This is a genomic window from Colwellia sp. 6_MG-2023, assembly GCF_030547765.1.
Lineage (GTDB): Bacteria > Pseudomonadota > Gammaproteobacteria > Enterobacterales > Alteromonadaceae > Colwellia.
Genome location: NZ_JAUOPP010000023.1, coordinates 1 through 16430, shown reverse-complemented (window position 1 = coordinate 16430; position 16430 = coordinate 1). Strand labels below are relative to the sequence as shown.

Below are 16430 nucleotides of genomic sequence, written 5' to 3'. Positions count from 1 at the left end.
CAGTAATTTATAAAAATTAATAGCATTATCGCTACCAATAGATTCAAAAAAGTAACAAAACACAATCAATAGCAACAAGGTTATTGATTCTAAATTTATAATTTGCAGGAGCAAAACTCATGACAAAATCAAATATTCAGCTTACTTCAACAATCAGTGAAGACAATAAATTAACATTAGCGCTACAAGACTTAGAAATACCACAACCAGGTGCTGATGAAGTCGTTATTCGCGTAGAAGCTGCACCATTAAATCCATCAGACTTAGCTGTGCTGTTCAGCGTCGCTGATATGTCAACAGCGAAACAATCAGGCACAGAGCAAAGCCCAGCAATTACTGCTGACGTCCCAGCTAAGTTTATGCCTGCAGTTAAAACCCGTGTAGGTAAAGCAACACCCGTTGGTAATGAAGGTGCAGGAACCGTGGTAGCGGCCGGCTCTTCTCCTGCGGCACAAGCATTAATGGGTAAAACAGTTGCGGTTATTGGTGGTGGCACTTATCGTCAATATTTATGTGCTAATGTTCAAAGCTGCTTAGTGTTAAAAGAAGGGACTACAGCTAAAGAAGGTGCATCTTCTTTTGTTAACCCTCTTACGGCATTAGCTATGGTTGAAACCATGCGTGCTGAAGGTCATAAGGCAATCGTTCATGCAGCAGCAGCATCGAGTCTTGGACAAATGTTGAATCGCATTTGTATTGCTGATGGTGTTGATTTAATCAATATTGTGCGTAAAGCTGAGCAAGAAACCTTGTTGCGTGATATGGGTGCAAAATATGTGATTAACTCAAGCAGCGAAACTTTCCTTGCTGACTTAACTGCAGCAATTATTGAAACAGGTGCAACCATTGCATTCGACCCAATTGGTGGCGGGAAATTAACAAGTGACATCCTTAATTGTATGGAAGTTGCTGCGTCTCGTGATATGACAGAACATAGCGTATACGGCTCAGATACTTTTAAACAAGTTTACATTTATGGTGCATTAGATCGTGGCCCTATTACCTTAAATCGTAACTTCGGTTTTGCTTGGGCTGTTAATGGATTCTTATTATTCAATGCACTAGGTAAACTAGGCACTAAAACAGTGATGGGGATGCGTAAACGTGTTGCCGATGAAATCACCACAACATTTGCTAGCAAATATACACATGAAGTTTCATTGGCAGAAGCACTACAATTAAAATCGATAGCAGCTTACTCGAAACAAGCCACTGGTGAGAAGTACTTGATTACGCCTCAAAAGTAATTGTCGAACAAGAATCATCAGCAATAAAAAGTAACAAAATCTTAGCCGATTAATTTATATGTTAAGCAAAAAGCAGATACTTGTAGCAGTATCTGCTTTTTTATTAACTGATTTATACCCCAATCTGTCATCCCGATTTTATTCAACCACATGCACGGAATTCCGATCAAGTAACCTAATCAATGATAAAATTGAAAACCACTGTATGAGCAAGCCCCCTTTACTTTTACGTTTAAAATCTATTAATCGTGACAGTGTTTTTTGAACTATTCCTACATAAAAACCACTGGGGATGCAGCATTTTTTAGAATGGAAACAACGCTCCAAGCTGCAATAGCATAATCACCTGACTTAATCGTTAAATCTAACGCAACATTATCGCCTTTCACTTCAATCCTATAATCATCGCCAGTAAAGTTAGGCACGGCGTCAATATTAAATTTAGTCGCTTCGGGCCCAGCGCTCGCTAGTGAGGTGGCATAAATCACATTAAAAACATAAGGAAAAACCTCAACAATTTGCTTCGCTGTGCCCGTAAAAACTCTTTCTTGCTCAGTGATCTTCATCAAGCCATCTTTATAAAAAGGTGTTCGAGCAATAAAGCCAGGTGATTTTTTAGATGTTATAATCACATCAATCGGTGTGGCACTCATCAATGCAGCCGTTTGAAGAAGGTTAAACCCTCCCGTTGCACCACCAGCAATATAGATTTTAGTATTATTGTCTGCTGCAACTTTTACAGCCCTTTGATATAACTCAACATCTGCAAATGCTGCCGTAGATAAAACAATAATATGTGCACCATCTGCTAATATTCTTTCAGTATAATCAATGACGGACTCAGCTGATGCAGCTTCTGCAACAAATTCAGGTTTTAACGCCATCAACCCATCAATATCGGTACAAGGTTTACAATTAAAATAATCAGCAAATTGTTTTGTTCTGATTGGATTTCGACCTAATACCGCAATCAGCTCATATTCAGGAAGAGCCCCCTCTTTTATTGCTTGAGCAATAGTTTGACTTAAATAACCACAGCCTATTAGTGCTAACTTCTTTTTCATTTTAATACTCCTCTTTGTTAATGATTTATTTGCCACCAAGCTAAACATTCACACAATGATGTATGCATTGCGAGATTATTATTGTGCTCAAAGCGCCTCGATTAGCTTTCATGATTAGCAAAATGAAAGTAAAAATTGATATGATTTTCACAATAAAGAGAACCCATTATTGTGTAAGATTATTGATGGACATACACGGCGACACTTTGTTGAAAGTACCGCAGTGTATTTTATGATTTTGTTCAGCTGCTTTATTATTGTTTAATCGGTAAAATTATTGCTAATAACTCAACCTCAGCACAATAACGCCTATAAAAGCAGTTATTAACCCGAGCAACTCTTGTCGAGTAAAAGACTCTTTTAAAATAATACGAGAATAAAGCAAAATAATTAAAATATTCATGCCTGAAATAGCAGAGACTAATCCGGTATTGCCGATGGCAAAAGCTGATATTATTGCAACCATACCCGCTACGTTAGACAAACCAATAAGCAACCCACAAGAAAATGTTTTTATTTCTGACCAATCTGACTGAGTATTATGTGGATCAACAACACCAGTTTTACGTTTTACTATCCAATTCATAGCAAAAAGAAAACTACCAAAACCAAACATTGACGTTAAGGTTGCAAAAGTATCTGCTTCAAGCAAGGTTGACTGCTTGCCTAATAAGTCATTAAAGGCGAAGAATAAAGCCGCAAGTAATCCCCATTGCGCACCTTGTAAATTTGTTAAAGAAATATCGTTAGAATAGCGAATAATATACAAGCCACCAAAAATAATAAAAAAACCAAGTAACTGAAGTGACGTTAACGTTTCACTCCACAACAAAAAGGCAAATGCCAGTACAAATAAAGGTGTTAACCCTGACAAAACACTAATGAGAGAGGCCTTACCAACTGAAAAGCCTTTATGCAAAAAAGCATTAGCGGCAAAAGAGCCAAAACCCAATGCCAAACCAACAACTACATCTGCCCAACCATACCATTGCTGATCTAATAAAATCACGCCTGAAATACTGATAATAAAGCCAACAAAAAACACACCAAATAATAATAAATTACGATTAAGTTTCTTCTGTGATGTCCATTGATACATTATTCCTCGGGCACCGAAAAAAACGGTCGCGAGTAATGCAAAAATTATCCACATAATAAATTGATTCCTTTAAAAAATTAAATTGAAGTAATACTTCTTTTAAATTGCTGACGTAAAATTACATAACTAACACCAACGCTGACATTACACTTAGTTTTACAAATTGATAATCCATACACTATCCATCTAAGTGTTAATTACCTCACCATACCATGCAGTTTATGATGCAGCTAAACGAGTGCAGCCATAGGCGTAATTCAAACGAAGCTAGTATAGTCACTTTCTTCATATTATAAATAAGCACATATGGCACAATACATTGCATAAGTGGTATTTACCTCCATTCTCTCTTTGTCATCCAAAGAGTTATGTTGAATCTACTATTTCATCATGGTGTAAACTCACATTTCTTACCAATTTGTGTTGGTATTAATATAATTCGTTAAAATAATGCTAGTGGCAATTGGTGTAACATTTTTTAACAAATGAATTAATTTATACAAAGCGGTAATTTGCAGCATAAAATAGCGTAACTTCAGTGATTTCATAGCCATGTTTCTTTCAACATCAATTTCAGCATTCCTAAAATTTTATAATCACGTAAAAATAACAGTTATAACTTTACCATTTCGTTGAGAATAAGTATCATTTGCATAATTATTCTATTAACTCTACACAAAGGAAAGCAATTCAAATGAAATTTGCCTTAATCCAAACAAAAAAGATGGTCGCTAGCTTAATATTACTTGCTAGTTTTAGTACTTTTTCTGTGCTTGCCAATGGTGAGGTCGGTGAACATGTTAATCACCTTACAGCCAACCTCAAAAAGTATGAAGAAGAAGTAAATTGGTTATCAAGTAAAACAGAAGGTATTATTGCTGCCTATCAAAAAAGTGGTGCTAAAGCAGCTCATGCAGAAGCATTAATGGAACACTGGGAAGCAGTTGATTTTCATGCAGCTATTGAAACCAACTATGTGCTAATATACGCGTCAATTTGGCAAGGTTTGTATGGCGTAAAAGATAGTATTGATAACCAGTCACCTATCGAAAACGTAAAAGTTGAGCAAGTTAAATTAGAAAAAGCATTATGGCAAGCATTAGGTGCAGTTAAAATGGCTGCTAAATATCAAGACGATGGTTTATTAACCAAAGTTAAAACAACTGTTGATGCACCAAAAAATTCAATTGAAGCACTAGCAGTAATTGATACCAATTTACATTCTGTTGTAGCAAAATATGCTGAAAAATTAATTGATACTTCAACAAATATGGTACATGACACATACCTTAACTTATTTGAAGGTGTTGAAGGCGAACTTATCGCTTTAGATGCAAGTTTAGTTGAAGATTTAGAAAAAGATTTTAACGTAACGTTACCAAAAGCAATTAAAGAACAAAAGAGCGTCGAACAAGTACGTGAAATTGTTCTGGCTATGACTCAAAAAATTAGTAAAGCAAAAGCTTTATTAGAAAAAAATGCAAAAAACAAAAAGGCTGTATTTTAAGTTATGCAACGTAGAACCTTTATTAAAACACTTTCTTATTTAGGTGCAGCAAGCGCCTTTCCTTTTTTATCTGCTCGTGGTTTTGCTGCGATAAGTAGTGCTATTCCAGTCGCTGAATTACCGGAATTAAAAGGAGAGTTAACCCTATATCTCGGTAGAGGTGAAGGTGGTTTATATGAAGATGTTTTAGATGCAATAAAAAAGCGTAATCCTAACTTTAATTTACGCATCCGCCGCGGACCAACAGCCGCTTTAGCAAATATGATCATGGCAGAAGCTAAAGCCGGTGTTAGTCAGGCGGACCTCTTTTGGGCGGTTGATTCTGGTGCTATTGGGCAAGTAGTTGATGCTGGTCTTGCGCAAAAACTACCTGGTGATTTAACACAACAGTTACAACCTGAATTTCGTTTTAGTCATTGGGCACCTATTTCAGGACGCATTAGAACCCTGCCCTATAATCCTGATCGTATTAGCGCAGCGCAAATTCCTGATAGTATTATGACCTTACCCGATACTGACTTATCCATTGCTTGGGCGCCAGCTTATGCTTCATTTCAATCTTTTATTACCGCTATGCGTTTAATTGAAGGTGATAGAGCCACAACACAGTGGCTAAAAGGAATGAAAAACAAAACTAAACAATATGCCGGTGAACTTGGTGTTGTTATGGCCGTTGAACGTGGTGAAGTTGATCTAGGCTTAGCGAACCATTATTACACCCTAAGATTAAAATCAGGTAAACCTGATGCTCGATTAGCATTAGCATTCACAAAGAATGATGCTGGTTGTTTAATCAATGCTTCCGGCGTACTAGCATTAAAAGAAGGTAAAACGGCGACTGATTTTATTCGCTATTTATTATCTAAAGAAGTGCAAACATATTTATCTACCGAAGCTTATGAACTACCTCTCGCGGGTCAGTTACCAACACCTGCTGGTATTCCAAATTTAGCTCAACTTTCTCCACCTAATGTTGACCTAACTAAGCTTGCTGATTTAAGACCAACAATAAACTTAATGCGTAAAGCTGGCATAATATGACCCGTTGGCCATTATCGTATACTATTTCTTTAGTTATTGCTTTATTAGCTTTTTTTCCCGTTATTATTCTATTTGCGTTGGCATCTGACAGCGTACAAATGTTTGATATTCGAAACCTAGAAATATTAAGCAATACCTTATTGTTAATGCTATTCACCGCTGTGGGCGCGGTACTCATAGGTGTACCATTAGCGTTACTCGTTACCTATGTAAAAATTCCATGGCGAAAGTTTTGGTTAATTCTGTTAGCAGCACCACTTGCCCTACCTAGCTATTTAGGCGCGTTTACTTTTTATGCCGCATTTGGCACTGGCGGCGAAATAGAAAATGTCACCGGAATCGCCACACCTGCACTTAATGGTTTATTTGGCTCTAGCGTTATCATGGCTTTATATACCTATCCATTCGTTTTATTGAGTACGCGCGCAGCGTTAAGTAGTTTAGACGCGAGTCAAGTTTATGCTGCAAGAACGTTAGGAATGCCACTACTATCAAGCATATGGCATGTAGTATTGCCTCGTATTCGTAACGGTATAGCAGCAGGTACATTACTCGCTGCCATGTACGCGTTGTCTGATTTTGGCACTCCAGCCATTATGGGATTAGATACCTTTACCCGTGAAATTTATGTTGAATACAACTCTTTTGGTTTAAGCCAAGCGGCTATGTTGTCTTTACAGTTATTAGTAGTCGTTGGGTTAATTTTATACTTAGAATCAAAAGTTAAAGGTAGTCAAGAGCCTCCAGGTCGACACTTAACTTTTTGGCCTAAACCTTGGCAAGCTAATTTATTATTATTAACAACTTTACCAATAGTGATGTTAGCAATTGTTCTGCCACTTGCAATTTTCTCTTTATGGTTATGGCGTGAAGGCACTGGTAACTTTGATTTTACTTATGCATTAAACTCCGCTTATGCATCCTTATTAGCCGCATTTTTTGCCGTAATATTGGCTTTACCTTTAGCTTATGCAGCGATTAAAGGTACAATGGGTCGTATTATGGAGCGGATAACCTTTATTGGTTTTGGTATCCCGGGCATAGTAATGGGTACAGCCTTAATCTATGCAGGTTTACAATTACCATTTTTATACCAAACACTCGCTTTATTGATATTAGCTTACGTATTAAGATTTTTACCGCTAGCCGTAGGTACAATACGCAGCTCTACCGAAAGCTTAGACGGCTCACTAGTAAACGCAGCACGCGTACTAGGGGCTAGTCCAAAAGAAGCCTATCAACGTATTACTTTGCCCTTAACAATGCGTGGCATAGTTGCCGGAGGTGCTTTAGTTTTTCTTGAAGTAATGCGTGAATTACCAGCCACCTTGCTACTTGGCCCTATTGAATTTGAAACCTTAGCGACTTATTTATGGCGTGTCTATGAAGCCGGTTATTTTGGTCGAGCTGCCATTCCAGGTTTAATATTAATTTTCATATCAGCGCTAGGTTTAGCGCTTATGTTTAGTACAGAACGCTGGAATAGTGTTGAATTAAATGAGGAAGAACAGCGTTAATGCTCACAATCAATAACTTATCAATCAAGTATGGTCATACGACCGTAATAGACAATTTAAATTTAGAATTAGCTAGCGATGAAATACTCATGCTAGTGGGCCCTACTGGCTGTGGTAAATCAACAATTTTAAAAGCACTTGCCGGTTTAATACCTATTGCGCAAGGTGAAGTATTCCATAAAAGTTGGACCGCCAATGTAAAACAACAGATTGCCCCTGAAAAACGTAATGTCGGTATGGTATTTCAAGATTTCGCCCTATTCCCACATTTAACCGTTGAAAAAAACATTGGCTTTCGATTAACTGATACCACTCAAGCTGACCGATGGATAAAAACCTTAGGCTTAGAAGCTTTTCGTCATGTTAAACCAAGTAACTTATCAGGTGGTCAAAAACAACGCGTTGCATTAGCACGAACGCTAGCGCATCAACCTGCGTTTATTTTATTAGATGAGCCGTTATCTAATTTAGATGCAGCACTAAAAGATGACTTACGCTGGGAAATTCGTACCGCATTAAAAACCGCCGGTATTCCCGCTATTTGGGTAACTCATGATCAAGAAGAAGCCTTATCTGTTGGCGATCGTATTGGTGTATTGCGCGCAGGAAAATTAGAGCAAATTGACAAACCTGAATTTTGTTATAGCCACCCTGTTAATCGCTTTGTTGCACGTTTTTTAGGAGAAGCAAATTTTCTTTCCGCTGAAATCGCGACAGGAAAAAACCTAATTGTGTCAGATATCGGTTTTGAACAAGTAGTAGAGCACGCACAACTGAGTGGCCATGTTGATTTATTATTACGACCAGAAGATATTTTAGTACAAGAAGATGAGCAAGGTAATGGCAAAATAGTATCAATGCGTTATGAAGGAAGTAGTCGTTTATATCAAGTTGAAATAGGTGAAAAATTACTTAAGATAAGAACTCACCACGACGTAAGTTTGCAGCAAGGACAATCAGTGAGTGTAAAAATAACAACAACCAGACCTTTAACAGTATTTGAACAATTATAAATACGGTTAAAGCTTTTAATAAAACGTTATTTTTCCTATTTATCACTATATAAATTAAGACTTAGTTAACTTAACTCGTGACTGTTTTTTCTGCTAACACAACACGATTACGCCCGTTGTTTTTTGCTTTATAAAGCGCTTGATCAGCTGATTTATATAAAGCATCAAACGACACTCTATTTTCAGATGTACATGTTAAACCAATGCTTGCTGTTATTTTAACGCATGAGTTATCAGGCAAGTTAATCGCTAACTCTTCAATCGTTTTCTTTATGCGATGAGCAATAACTTCCGCCTCTTCTAAAGAAGTGTTAGGCAATATTCCAATATACTCTTCCCCACCTAAACGAGCCACACAGTCAACATCTCTAAGCTCAGATTTAATAGCATTAGCGCACTCAATAATTAAAAGATCACCTACATCATGACCAAAGCTATCGTTTACTAATTTAAAGTTATCTAGATCAAGAATAAACACACAAAGATCTTGTTTATGCCTTTTATACAGTGCGATGTAAAGGTTAAAGGAAGACATTAACCCACGTCGGTTAAGCAAAGATGTTAGTGCATCCGTTTTAGCCTGCTTAGCCAATAGGTGTATCATTTTCGTTCTATTATCCGCATAGGCCCATGCGAGTATTGTGCCGCAAGTTAATGCTCCCGCAGCTGCTACAATACCATAAATATTAAAGCCCTTTTCAGGGTAATAAACAGAAAAATAAATAAGCGCAACAACAAACAACACATTAAGAAATATTGAAAGGATAAAAGCCTTTTTTTTCTCTAATAATAAGAAACAAATAAAGGGGAATAACGACAACCAAACAACGTATCCATTAGCAGAGGGGCTAGCAAAAGTGCCAACCATAACAACTAAAGCAACCGTCACAATTCCTAAAATAACGGGCCATAATTGGGCCGGCCTTTTTGTTTCTATACGGTGTATTATAAATAATACAATAGCGCCAATAGCTTCAACAGCACTATCCAAATACAAATCGAATAAAAAATAATCAATAAAAGAAAACAGCAGTAAGAATGAGCAACCAATAAAAGAGCCAATAAAAATAAAACGCCGATATCCTTCAACATCAGCTAAATCATCTGTATAAATGTTATGCAAATGTTCTTTCATTTATTTCCTAACTCAGCTCTGTATTTAAAAAACAATATAATGATTCTATTTATAGGGGATAATAACACTACGGCACACAATTATTGTAAAAAAAAGGAATATTTTGACCTTTAACTGATTAACTGTGCATTACTGTAGCTGAAACTTCATTTATTTTCTTCTCGATTTAGTTGGCTTCTTACTGTTTTTCTTAACCTGTTTTTTGATCGCCTTTTTAACAGGCTTAACCACTTTTGAAAATTCTTTATGAAAAGGCTGTTCGATAACAACCGGGATAACTTGCCCTATGCTATTTTCAATATTATTTAACTGTCTTACATCATTTTCTACAGCAAATGATATGGCCATACCATTTTTACCAGCACGAGCCGTTCGGCCAATGCGGTGTATATAGTTTCTTGGATCTTCAGGAAGATTATAGTTAATTACTAACGTAATATTATCAACATCAATACCACGAGCAGCAACATCAGTCGCTACTAACACTCTTAAATTAGCATCTTTAAAGTTCTGTAACGCTTCCTCTCTCACTGCTTGTGTTTTACCACTGTGCAAGCTAGCAGCCGTTATTGACGCTTTTTCTAGTGCTTTAACAATAATATCTGCACCATACTTTGTTTTACAAAAAATGAGTACTTTTTCATAGGCAGAATTTTCGAGAATATTAAATAACAAAGGTACTTTATTCGCTTTTTCAAGTTGATATACACTTTGATTAACCAAGTCAATGGTAACGGTTTCAGCCGCTATTTGAATTTTTGTTGGATTATTTAAGATAGACTCAGCAAGTATTTCTATTTCCGCAGGCATGGTTGCTGAAAACAAAAGCGTTTGTCGGCTTTTCGGCAGTTTAGATATAATGGTTTGAACATCTTTAAAAAAGCCCATATCTAACATAGTATCGGCTTCATCTAGCACAAACACTTCTAACGCTTTAAAGTTTATATCGCCCGTTTCAATTAAATCTAATAACCTTCCAGGGGTTGCCACTAAAATATCAAGTCCGGCTGCGATAGCGTCAACTTGACCTTGTCTTCCTACACCACCATAAACAACCTTAGTTTTAAGTTCTAAACCCTCAGAATAATCATCAATATTTTCCATTATTTGCGAAGCAAGTTCTCGGGTAGGCGTTAAGATAAGCGAACGTGTGCTCTTAACCTTAATATCTATTTTATTGCGTCCAAATTTATTGATAATAGGCAATGAAAAGGCCGCAGTTTTTCCTGTTCCTGTTTGCGCTATACCAAGCAGATCATCCCCATTAATAAGGGCTGGAATACATTCTTTTTGGATCGGTGTAGGCTGTTTATAACCTTTAAGATTAACACGGTCAATAATTGACTCTAAAAGTGAAAATGCTTGAAATTCTGACATGCTGGCTCGGTATACTTTAATTGATAGCCTACTATTCTAACAGAATGCTTTAACATGGTTAAGATGTATTAAAATAGGCTTGCTAACGCTCCCTTAACGTACGTGTAAGATTAATTTAGTTAAATAAACCACTATATAGTGGTAATCACCATTTAGTTTGTTAATATTTTATATTATAAAATATATTAAAAATACAACGCCTATTAAAATCCTTTAAATCAAACACATAAAACATTGGCATAATTACTGTTATAAGAACCTTATTAATCAATAAACTATAATAAAAATACAGGATACTGACATGAACAGCATAACCAAAAATATAACTAAAAACATAAGCAAAACATTAATACTTTGCGCGATACTGGCTTCTTCCTCATTAGTGTTTGCAGCATCAAACCCCGTCATCAGTGAAGTTGAGTACGAACTAAACGATATTGAAAACCTCTCGTTAGACTTTGATCATACTAAAATTAGTATTACAGCAAACGAAAGTGACTTAATTTTACTTCGCATGGAACAAAAACTAAAAAAAGGTAAGGCTGAGTATTGTTTACAAAAATTCACAAAAGACCACAGCAGTAGCACATTAAAACTATCGGCTGAAATTAAAGAATCGAGTGTTTGGGGAAGTAATTGTTCTGTTGAACGTAAGCTTGTTATTCAACTTGGCAAAGGAAGTGTAAATAATCTACTTATCAAGCATTCACATGGTTCAATGACTCTTGATAACGCCAGTTACAGTGAACTTACATTAAATGCTAGTCATACTGAGGTAGATATCGCCAATTTACAAGCAAAGCAAGCTGAGTTGGAATTACACCATGGTCGTTTAGCTATTAAAACGATCAATGCAGATCAATTAATTCTTAATGGTAGCCATAGTACTTTAGATATTGATAAGGCCGTAGGCAATAAAATGGAAGCGCAGTGGCGTCATGGCAAGGCTGATATTGAAGAGAGTCAATTTGACCAAGTTGAGTTTGATAGTGCTCATTCAAAAATTGATTTTGTAAAACATAAAGGCCAAATGACGGACGTTGAAGCTGCGCATAGTAATATTCGCGTCAATACAACAGACTCAGAACGTATCGTATTAAGTAATAAGCATGGACCAATATACTATGAAGGTGATGCTAAATTTATAAAGGCAAAAAATGCGCATGGGCAAATCAGCTTAACACAAACATCGTCAGCAAGATTTGAAATTGAAGGACGAAACTCACATGGTAATATCGTTGTTAAAGTGCCTACTGAAAGCACCTATCAGTATTCTTTAGACTCAGACGATAAATCTTTCTTTACTAAAGCTACGCAAGCTGAGACCGAAAGTAAAAGCCAAATTAACTTAAAAGTTTCTCATGGAAAAGGCGTTGTTAAAGAAATTTAGCGGTTAGACTTAGTAACTAGTTTACTATCTAAGCACAAGTACAAGTACAAGTACATCACTGTTATAAATAAGATCTGAGCCGTTTTAAACATAAAATGAATTATACAAAGCGTATAAATGCATTAATTCGGCTCAACCCTCGTTTAACTTTTATATCTTTTAAACTAACATGGCTTGAATTAAAGTAAAATCACACGAAATTCTGACGTATACTTTAATGAATAGCGAATGCTTCAACCTACTTAAAGTCTATTCAAGCAATTTTTTAAACAACCGCACGCAAACAATAGTCGCGAAAAGTAATTAAATAATAATTAAAAAATAATTCAGTAACCAAACGCTCAGCCTCCTTTGTTTTTTTAGCCATAAAAGGCTAAAACCAACAATTTAGCCAAAAAAGGCTAAATTTGCATTATTAGCCAAAAAAGACTAAATTACACTCTATGTGTAGCAAGGAATTTTAATGTGAAATCTACTTATAAACCTATCTCAGTAATCAGTGGCGATATTATCAACTCAACGGAGCTAAGCTCTGAGCAATTCGAACGACTGCTTACACGGATCAAAGATATCCAAACATGGATCAACGAAGGTAATAAATCAAATGTACATAGTATTGAACGAGGTGACGAATTTAAAACCGTAGTACATGATATTGAAAACTCACTCAGATACACTATTATCTATCGCGTTGCTATTAAAGCGCTAGGTAAGCAATTTGATAGCCGTATTAGCTTTGCTATTGCTTCAAATGCTGATCTACGTGAGTCTGTTTCTGAATCGATGGGGGAAGCATTCGTTCTTTCTGGTCGAGGATTAAAGAACTTAAAAAATGATAGACTGTATTTTGACTCTGATCACTTAGAGCTCTCAGAAAACTTTAATTTACTCTTTAAATATTTAGATAGACAACTAACTGAATTAACTGCACGCCAATGTGAAGTTATGCTACCAATGCTTAGAACAAATGACGCTTTATCAGTAAATGAACTATCAAGTAGGCTTAATATTGCTGCTGCGACAGCCAGTAAATCACTGAAAGCATCAGGTTGGTCACTAATCAGCGAGTTAAATTACCGATTCATAAACCGAGTTATAGGTCTCAAACATGTTTGATTTTTTTGATACGCTAATCCCTTTTTTACTTGTACACATCATTGGTGATTTTTATCTACAACCCAAAAAATGGGTAGATGCAAAAAAACAAAAAAAACATCGCGCACCTGAGTTATATTTGCACTCATTATTACACGGTGTCGTGCTATTAATTCCTGCCATGGCATTAGGCCTTAGTTGGCAATCAACAAGTTTCTTGGTCGTTATTGTAGCCATAAGTCATTTTTTTATAGACCTATGGAAAGTATCTACACCTAACGGTCATAAGTTTTCCTACTTTGTTATTGATCAGACTTTACATATATTTGTACTAGCAGGTATTTCATTTCACATGACGGACGATTTAACTATTGGCTCTATGATACAACATGAAAAGTTTTCTGATGCTATCATGATCATATTTGCTTATTTGATCATCCTAAAACCAACGTCCATTGTGATTGGTAGCATATTGAAAAAGTATCCGATTTCAGCAACCAATAATGAGGCAAGTGTTAATGGCCTTATCGCCGGCGGTAAGTTGATAGGTTATTTAGAACGAGTACTAATACTCACCTTTACACTTGTTGGGAGTTATGCGGCAATAGGGTTTGTATTGGCTGCTAAATCAATATTTAGATTCGGTGAATTGAATAAATCTGACGATCGAAGTATGACTGAGTATGTGCTAATAGGATCGTTAGTGTCGGTAGTAATCACAACACTGTTAGGAACCGTAATATCGCTTGGTTTGGATGTAAAAATAAAATAAATAATACAAAGTGTATAAATAAAAGTACTCTTTTACGCACGATCATGTAATTAAATAGTGTAGCCTCACGATGGACCCCAAGGAAAACGATGCTTTGTTTACGTTATAAGCCAACATGTTCGCTTAATTCACATCAATGCTCAGCGATATCTAAGCCCCAGATAAAAGCTCATATCACTAATGCATAAAAACAGATAAACGCCTCCTCGCATGCTTTCATGCCTGTTAAATATTTAGTAGTTAAGTTTTTGTTGATTAAACTTTTAGTGATTAAATTGCTCAAACTTTACAGCTAATTCTGATGCTATTTTATCTTGCCCTTTCATTTTCAATACTTCGATTATACATTCTATGGTGCATAATCCCCCTTTAGGTTGATTAGCTCTAAGTTTATATGAAGAATCATTGGCCGTTTTCAAGGTGAATTTTGGCGCATTTTTTAAATAAGGGCTGTGATTGAAAATTTTCTGTGACTCCTGCCACGTACCATCAATAATAATAATATTTTCATAGTCTTGAATGCTTCTCGATGAATTAGCCGATAAAATAGCTGATGAGATGGCAGATAATTCTGCTGACGATACTGTCGATGACACTTCTGATGTAGACTGCCCTGTGGAATATAACAACAACGCCTCATTATTTTCTATTAGTTTAGTCAGTCCTTTATTAGGATTTACTCTTTCCCAAAGTATACGTTCAACAATGTCACTAGAATCGCCTATCGCAAGCGAGCCAGTATTGGTTCCTCTATGTAATTCACGTTCATGTGTCAGTAAAAATATTTTCATTTATTTATATATTTATGCAATATTCCGCTTTAAATTCTTAAGCGTACTTTACACCACTAACCTTTCCAACAAAAACAAGAACACCTCCATAACGTTATTTGTTCGGTATTATCTGAGTTAAGCGCTTAAACCTGTCAATATTAAGGAAACTTGTTACAATGCTATTTTTGATCTTAGGCAGACTTTAGGCAAACTATGGATAACAGTAATGACCCACTATACGGTATAAAACTTGAACAAATCTTAACCGAACTAGAAAAGAAAGTTGGTTGGGAACAAATGGGTGAGTTACTTAACATTCGTTGTTTTATGAATAAACCACGTCTTAAATCAAGTTTGAAATTTCTACGTACAACCCCGTGGGCGCGCAGTAGAGTGGAAATTTTATACCTAAAAACATTTTGTAGTAAGCATAAAGAAACCGGAAAAATAATCAGAGCGATACTCGCGCAAGATAATAAAGTGGCACAACCGACTTCTAAAAAGCCTGATACCAACAAGAACGCTCCCTTTGTTTGGCCAACATCGAAAAAGAAATAAACTTATGCCTCATTCAAGACATTAGACATCATAGAGTGGAGTTAGAGCTTTTAAAAATATAGTGACAACTTGAATGAGAGTAGCTAGCAAGTGTCACCGACCCCTTTTTATTATATCTAATTTATATTATTTTTTACTGCTTTAGTACTGTCGTAAAATTTTACAACTTAGATTAAAAAAAACACAACCGTTCAAAAGAATAAATAAAAAAATTACAACTTACTCATCTATAACAATAACTTATAAATAATTTAACGTTGACTTTTAACACAAGGTTTAATTTTTGCTTTATGATTATCAGCTTCAATATATTAATAATATTAAATACAAATAGGACCAGCACTATGAATAATCTAATAAGTAAGTTAGTTGTAATAACCACCTTAAGTTTAGTTGCCACTTTTTCACAGGCTACCCTTATTAGTTCAAGTGTTGACATAGTGCATGACTACGGTAATGCTGCCGATAAATATTCGCCAAACAGTCTTAACTCAAGTAATACATGTGATTCGTTAACAGCTAACGCTGTGAATATTACAGATGATAGCAGTGGCTGTGGTCGCTTTTATGATTATTTCGATTTTTCTGCAACAGATTTTGTAAGTATTGAAAGCTTAGAATTAACCTTGAATTTCTCAGATAATACCGACATACGCACTTTTTTTATTTTTTCAAGTACAGAAAATTGGGATGTTAGACCCGGAGCCTCTGCTTCAGTAACTTCTGGTTACGATTATGACCATGATGTAGACATTACTTCTAATGTAATTAACCTCAGATCGGGTTAAGCCCTAACCATAGCATTCTTCTCTACGTCATTAATATTAAGGGTTGGCTTATTT

General features: G+C 35.9%; 15 protein-coding genes. 10 read left to right on the top strand and 5 right to left on the bottom strand.

Annotation, left to right across the window (positions count from 1 at the left end):
* The first annotated feature begins 119 nt into the window (after positions 1-119).
* Positions 120-1247 carry a zinc-binding dehydrogenase gene (locus Q4503_RS14295; RefSeq protein ID WP_215974369.1) on the top strand — a complete coding sequence of 376 codons (1128 nt, stop codon included), beginning with the start codon at positions 120-122 and terminating at the stop codon, positions 1245-1247.
* 272 nt (positions 1248-1519) lie between these two features.
* Here the strand turns inward: Q4503_RS14295 and Q4503_RS14290 are convergent, their stop codons facing one another.
* Both Q4503_RS14290 and Q4503_RS14285 read right to left on the bottom strand, forming a co-directional pair.
* On the bottom strand, positions 1520-2311 hold the full coding sequence (locus Q4503_RS14290) for an aspartate dehydrogenase domain-containing protein (RefSeq protein ID WP_303602673.1): 792 nt from the start codon (positions 2309-2311) through the stop codon (positions 1520-1522).
* A 280-nt stretch (positions 2312-2591) separates the two neighbouring features.
* Complete coding sequence (locus tag Q4503_RS14285) at positions 2592-3464, bottom strand: DMT family transporter (RefSeq protein WP_215974371.1); 873 nt, start codon at positions 3462-3464, stop codon at positions 2592-2594.
* Between the two features lie 640 nt (positions 3465-4104).
* Between Q4503_RS14285 and Q4503_RS14280 the strand changes: the two genes are divergently transcribed.
* The 4 genes from Q4503_RS14280 to Q4503_RS14265 are packed head-to-tail and all read left to right on the top strand — an operon-like array spanning position 4105 to position 8488.
* On the top strand, positions 4105-4917 hold the full coding sequence (locus Q4503_RS14280) for a hypothetical protein (protein WP_303602672.1): 813 nt from the start codon (positions 4105-4107) through the stop codon (positions 4915-4917).
* A 3-nt stretch (positions 4918-4920) separates the two neighbouring features.
* Positions 4921-5958, top strand: a complete 1038-nt coding sequence (locus Q4503_RS14275; RefSeq protein WP_303602671.1) for an extracellular solute-binding protein — start codon at positions 4921-4923, stop codon at positions 5956-5958.
* Positions 5955-7475 carry an iron ABC transporter permease gene (locus Q4503_RS14270; RefSeq protein ID WP_303602670.1) on the top strand — a complete coding sequence of 507 codons (1521 nt, stop codon included), beginning with the start codon at positions 5955-5957 and terminating at the stop codon, positions 7473-7475. The genes Q4503_RS14275 and Q4503_RS14270 overlap by 4 nt, the downstream gene beginning before the upstream one ends.
* Positions 7475-8488 carry an ABC transporter ATP-binding protein gene (locus tag Q4503_RS14265; protein WP_303602669.1) on the top strand — a complete coding sequence of 338 codons (1014 nt, stop codon included), beginning with the start codon at positions 7475-7477 and terminating at the stop codon, positions 8486-8488. Before Q4503_RS14270 ends, Q4503_RS14265 begins: the two co-directional genes overlap by 1 nt.
* Before the next feature lie 70 nt (positions 8489-8558).
* Here Q4503_RS14265 and Q4503_RS14260 read toward each other — a convergent pair whose 3' ends face one another.
* Positions 8559-9623 carry a GGDEF domain-containing protein gene (locus tag Q4503_RS14260; RefSeq protein WP_303602668.1) on the bottom strand — a complete coding sequence of 355 codons (1065 nt, stop codon included), beginning with the start codon at positions 9621-9623 and terminating at the stop codon, positions 8559-8561.
* Positions 9624-9773: 150 nt separating this feature from the next.
* Positions 9774-11000: a DEAD/DEAH box helicase gene (locus Q4503_RS14255; protein ID WP_303602667.1), complete on the bottom strand. Its 1227-nt coding sequence runs from the start codon at positions 10998-11000 to the stop codon at positions 9774-9776.
* Positions 11001-11301: 301 nt separating this feature from the next.
* Between Q4503_RS14255 and Q4503_RS14250 the strand changes: the two genes are divergently transcribed.
* The 3 genes from Q4503_RS14250 to Q4503_RS14240 all read left to right on the top strand — a co-directional run bounded on the left by Q4503_RS14250 (position 11302) and on the right by Q4503_RS14240 (position 14257).
* Positions 11302-12390, top strand: coding sequence for a DUF4097 family beta strand repeat-containing protein (locus Q4503_RS14250; protein WP_303602666.1), 1089 nt, complete (start codon positions 11302-11304; stop codon positions 12388-12390).
* A gap of 465 nt (positions 12391-12855) precedes the next feature.
* Positions 12856-13506 carry a hypothetical protein gene (locus tag Q4503_RS14245; RefSeq protein WP_303602665.1) on the top strand — a complete coding sequence of 217 codons (651 nt, stop codon included), beginning with the start codon at positions 12856-12858 and terminating at the stop codon, positions 13504-13506.
* Positions 13499-14257, top strand: coding sequence for a DUF3307 domain-containing protein (locus Q4503_RS14240; RefSeq protein ID WP_215974380.1), 759 nt, complete (start codon positions 13499-13501; stop codon positions 14255-14257). Before Q4503_RS14245 ends, Q4503_RS14240 begins: the two co-directional genes overlap by 8 nt.
* A gap of 263 nt (positions 14258-14520) precedes the next feature.
* Here the strand turns inward: Q4503_RS14240 and Q4503_RS14235 are convergent, their stop codons facing one another.
* Positions 14521-15048 carry a tRNA-uridine aminocarboxypropyltransferase gene (locus Q4503_RS14235; protein WP_303602664.1) on the bottom strand — a complete coding sequence of 176 codons (528 nt, stop codon included), beginning with the start codon at positions 15046-15048 and terminating at the stop codon, positions 14521-14523.
* Positions 15049-15243: 195 nt separating this feature from the next.
* On the opposite strand from Q4503_RS14235, the gene Q4503_RS14230 reads away from it, so the two are divergent.
* Both Q4503_RS14230 and Q4503_RS14225 read left to right on the top strand, forming a co-directional pair.
* Complete coding sequence (locus Q4503_RS14230) at positions 15244-15588, top strand: VF530 family protein (protein WP_303602663.1); 345 nt, start codon at positions 15244-15246, stop codon at positions 15586-15588.
* A gap of 344 nt (positions 15589-15932) precedes the next feature.
* Positions 15933-16376, top strand: coding sequence for a hypothetical protein (locus Q4503_RS14225; RefSeq protein WP_303602662.1), 444 nt, complete (start codon positions 15933-15935; stop codon positions 16374-16376).
* The last annotated feature ends 54 nt before the right edge of the window (positions 16377-16430 follow it).

Excerpts from the sequence above, each read along its gene's own strand:
- Q4503_RS14225 (WP_303602662.1), top strand. The coding sequence starts at position 15,933 with ATGAATAATCTAATAAGTAAGTTAGTTGTAATAACCACCTTAAGTTTA.
- Q4503_RS14280 (WP_303602672.1), top strand. The coding sequence starts at position 4,105 with ATGAAATTTGCCTTAATCCAAACAAAAAAGATGGTCGCTAGCTTAATA.
- Q4503_RS14265 (WP_303602669.1), top strand. The coding sequence starts at position 7,475 with ATGCTCACAATCAATAACTTATCAATCAAGTATGGTCATACGACCGTA.
- Q4503_RS14270 (WP_303602670.1), top strand. The coding sequence starts at position 5,955 with ATGACCCGTTGGCCATTATCGTATACTATTTCTTTAGTTATTGCTTTA.
- Q4503_RS14255 (WP_303602667.1), bottom strand. The coding sequence starts at position 11,000 with ATGTCAGAATTTCAAGCATTTTCACTTTTAGAGTCAATTATTGACCGT.
- Q4503_RS14260 (WP_303602668.1), bottom strand. The coding sequence starts at position 9,623 with ATGAAAGAACATTTGCATAACATTTATACAGATGATTTAGCTGATGTT.
- Q4503_RS14295 (WP_215974369.1), top strand. The coding sequence starts at position 120 with ATGACAAAATCAAATATTCAGCTTACTTCAACAATCAGTGAAGACAAT.
- Q4503_RS14235 (WP_303602664.1), bottom strand. The coding sequence starts at position 15,048 with ATGAAAATATTTTTACTGACACATGAACGTGAATTACATAGAGGAACC.
- Q4503_RS14285 (WP_215974371.1), bottom strand. The coding sequence starts at position 3,464 with ATGTGGATAATTTTTGCATTACTCGCGACCGTTTTTTTCGGTGCCCGA.
- Q4503_RS14230 (WP_303602663.1), top strand. The coding sequence starts at position 15,244 with ATGGATAACAGTAATGACCCACTATACGGTATAAAACTTGAACAAATC.
- Q4503_RS14250 (WP_303602666.1), top strand. The coding sequence starts at position 11,302 with ATGAACAGCATAACCAAAAATATAACTAAAAACATAAGCAAAACATTA.
- Q4503_RS14290 (WP_303602673.1), bottom strand. The coding sequence starts at position 2,311 with ATGAAAAAGAAGTTAGCACTAATAGGCTGTGGTTATTTAAGTCAAACT.
- Q4503_RS14240 (WP_215974380.1), top strand. The coding sequence starts at position 13,499 with ATGTTTGATTTTTTTGATACGCTAATCCCTTTTTTACTTGTACACATC.
- Q4503_RS14275 (WP_303602671.1), top strand. The coding sequence starts at position 4,921 with ATGCAACGTAGAACCTTTATTAAAACACTTTCTTATTTAGGTGCAGCA.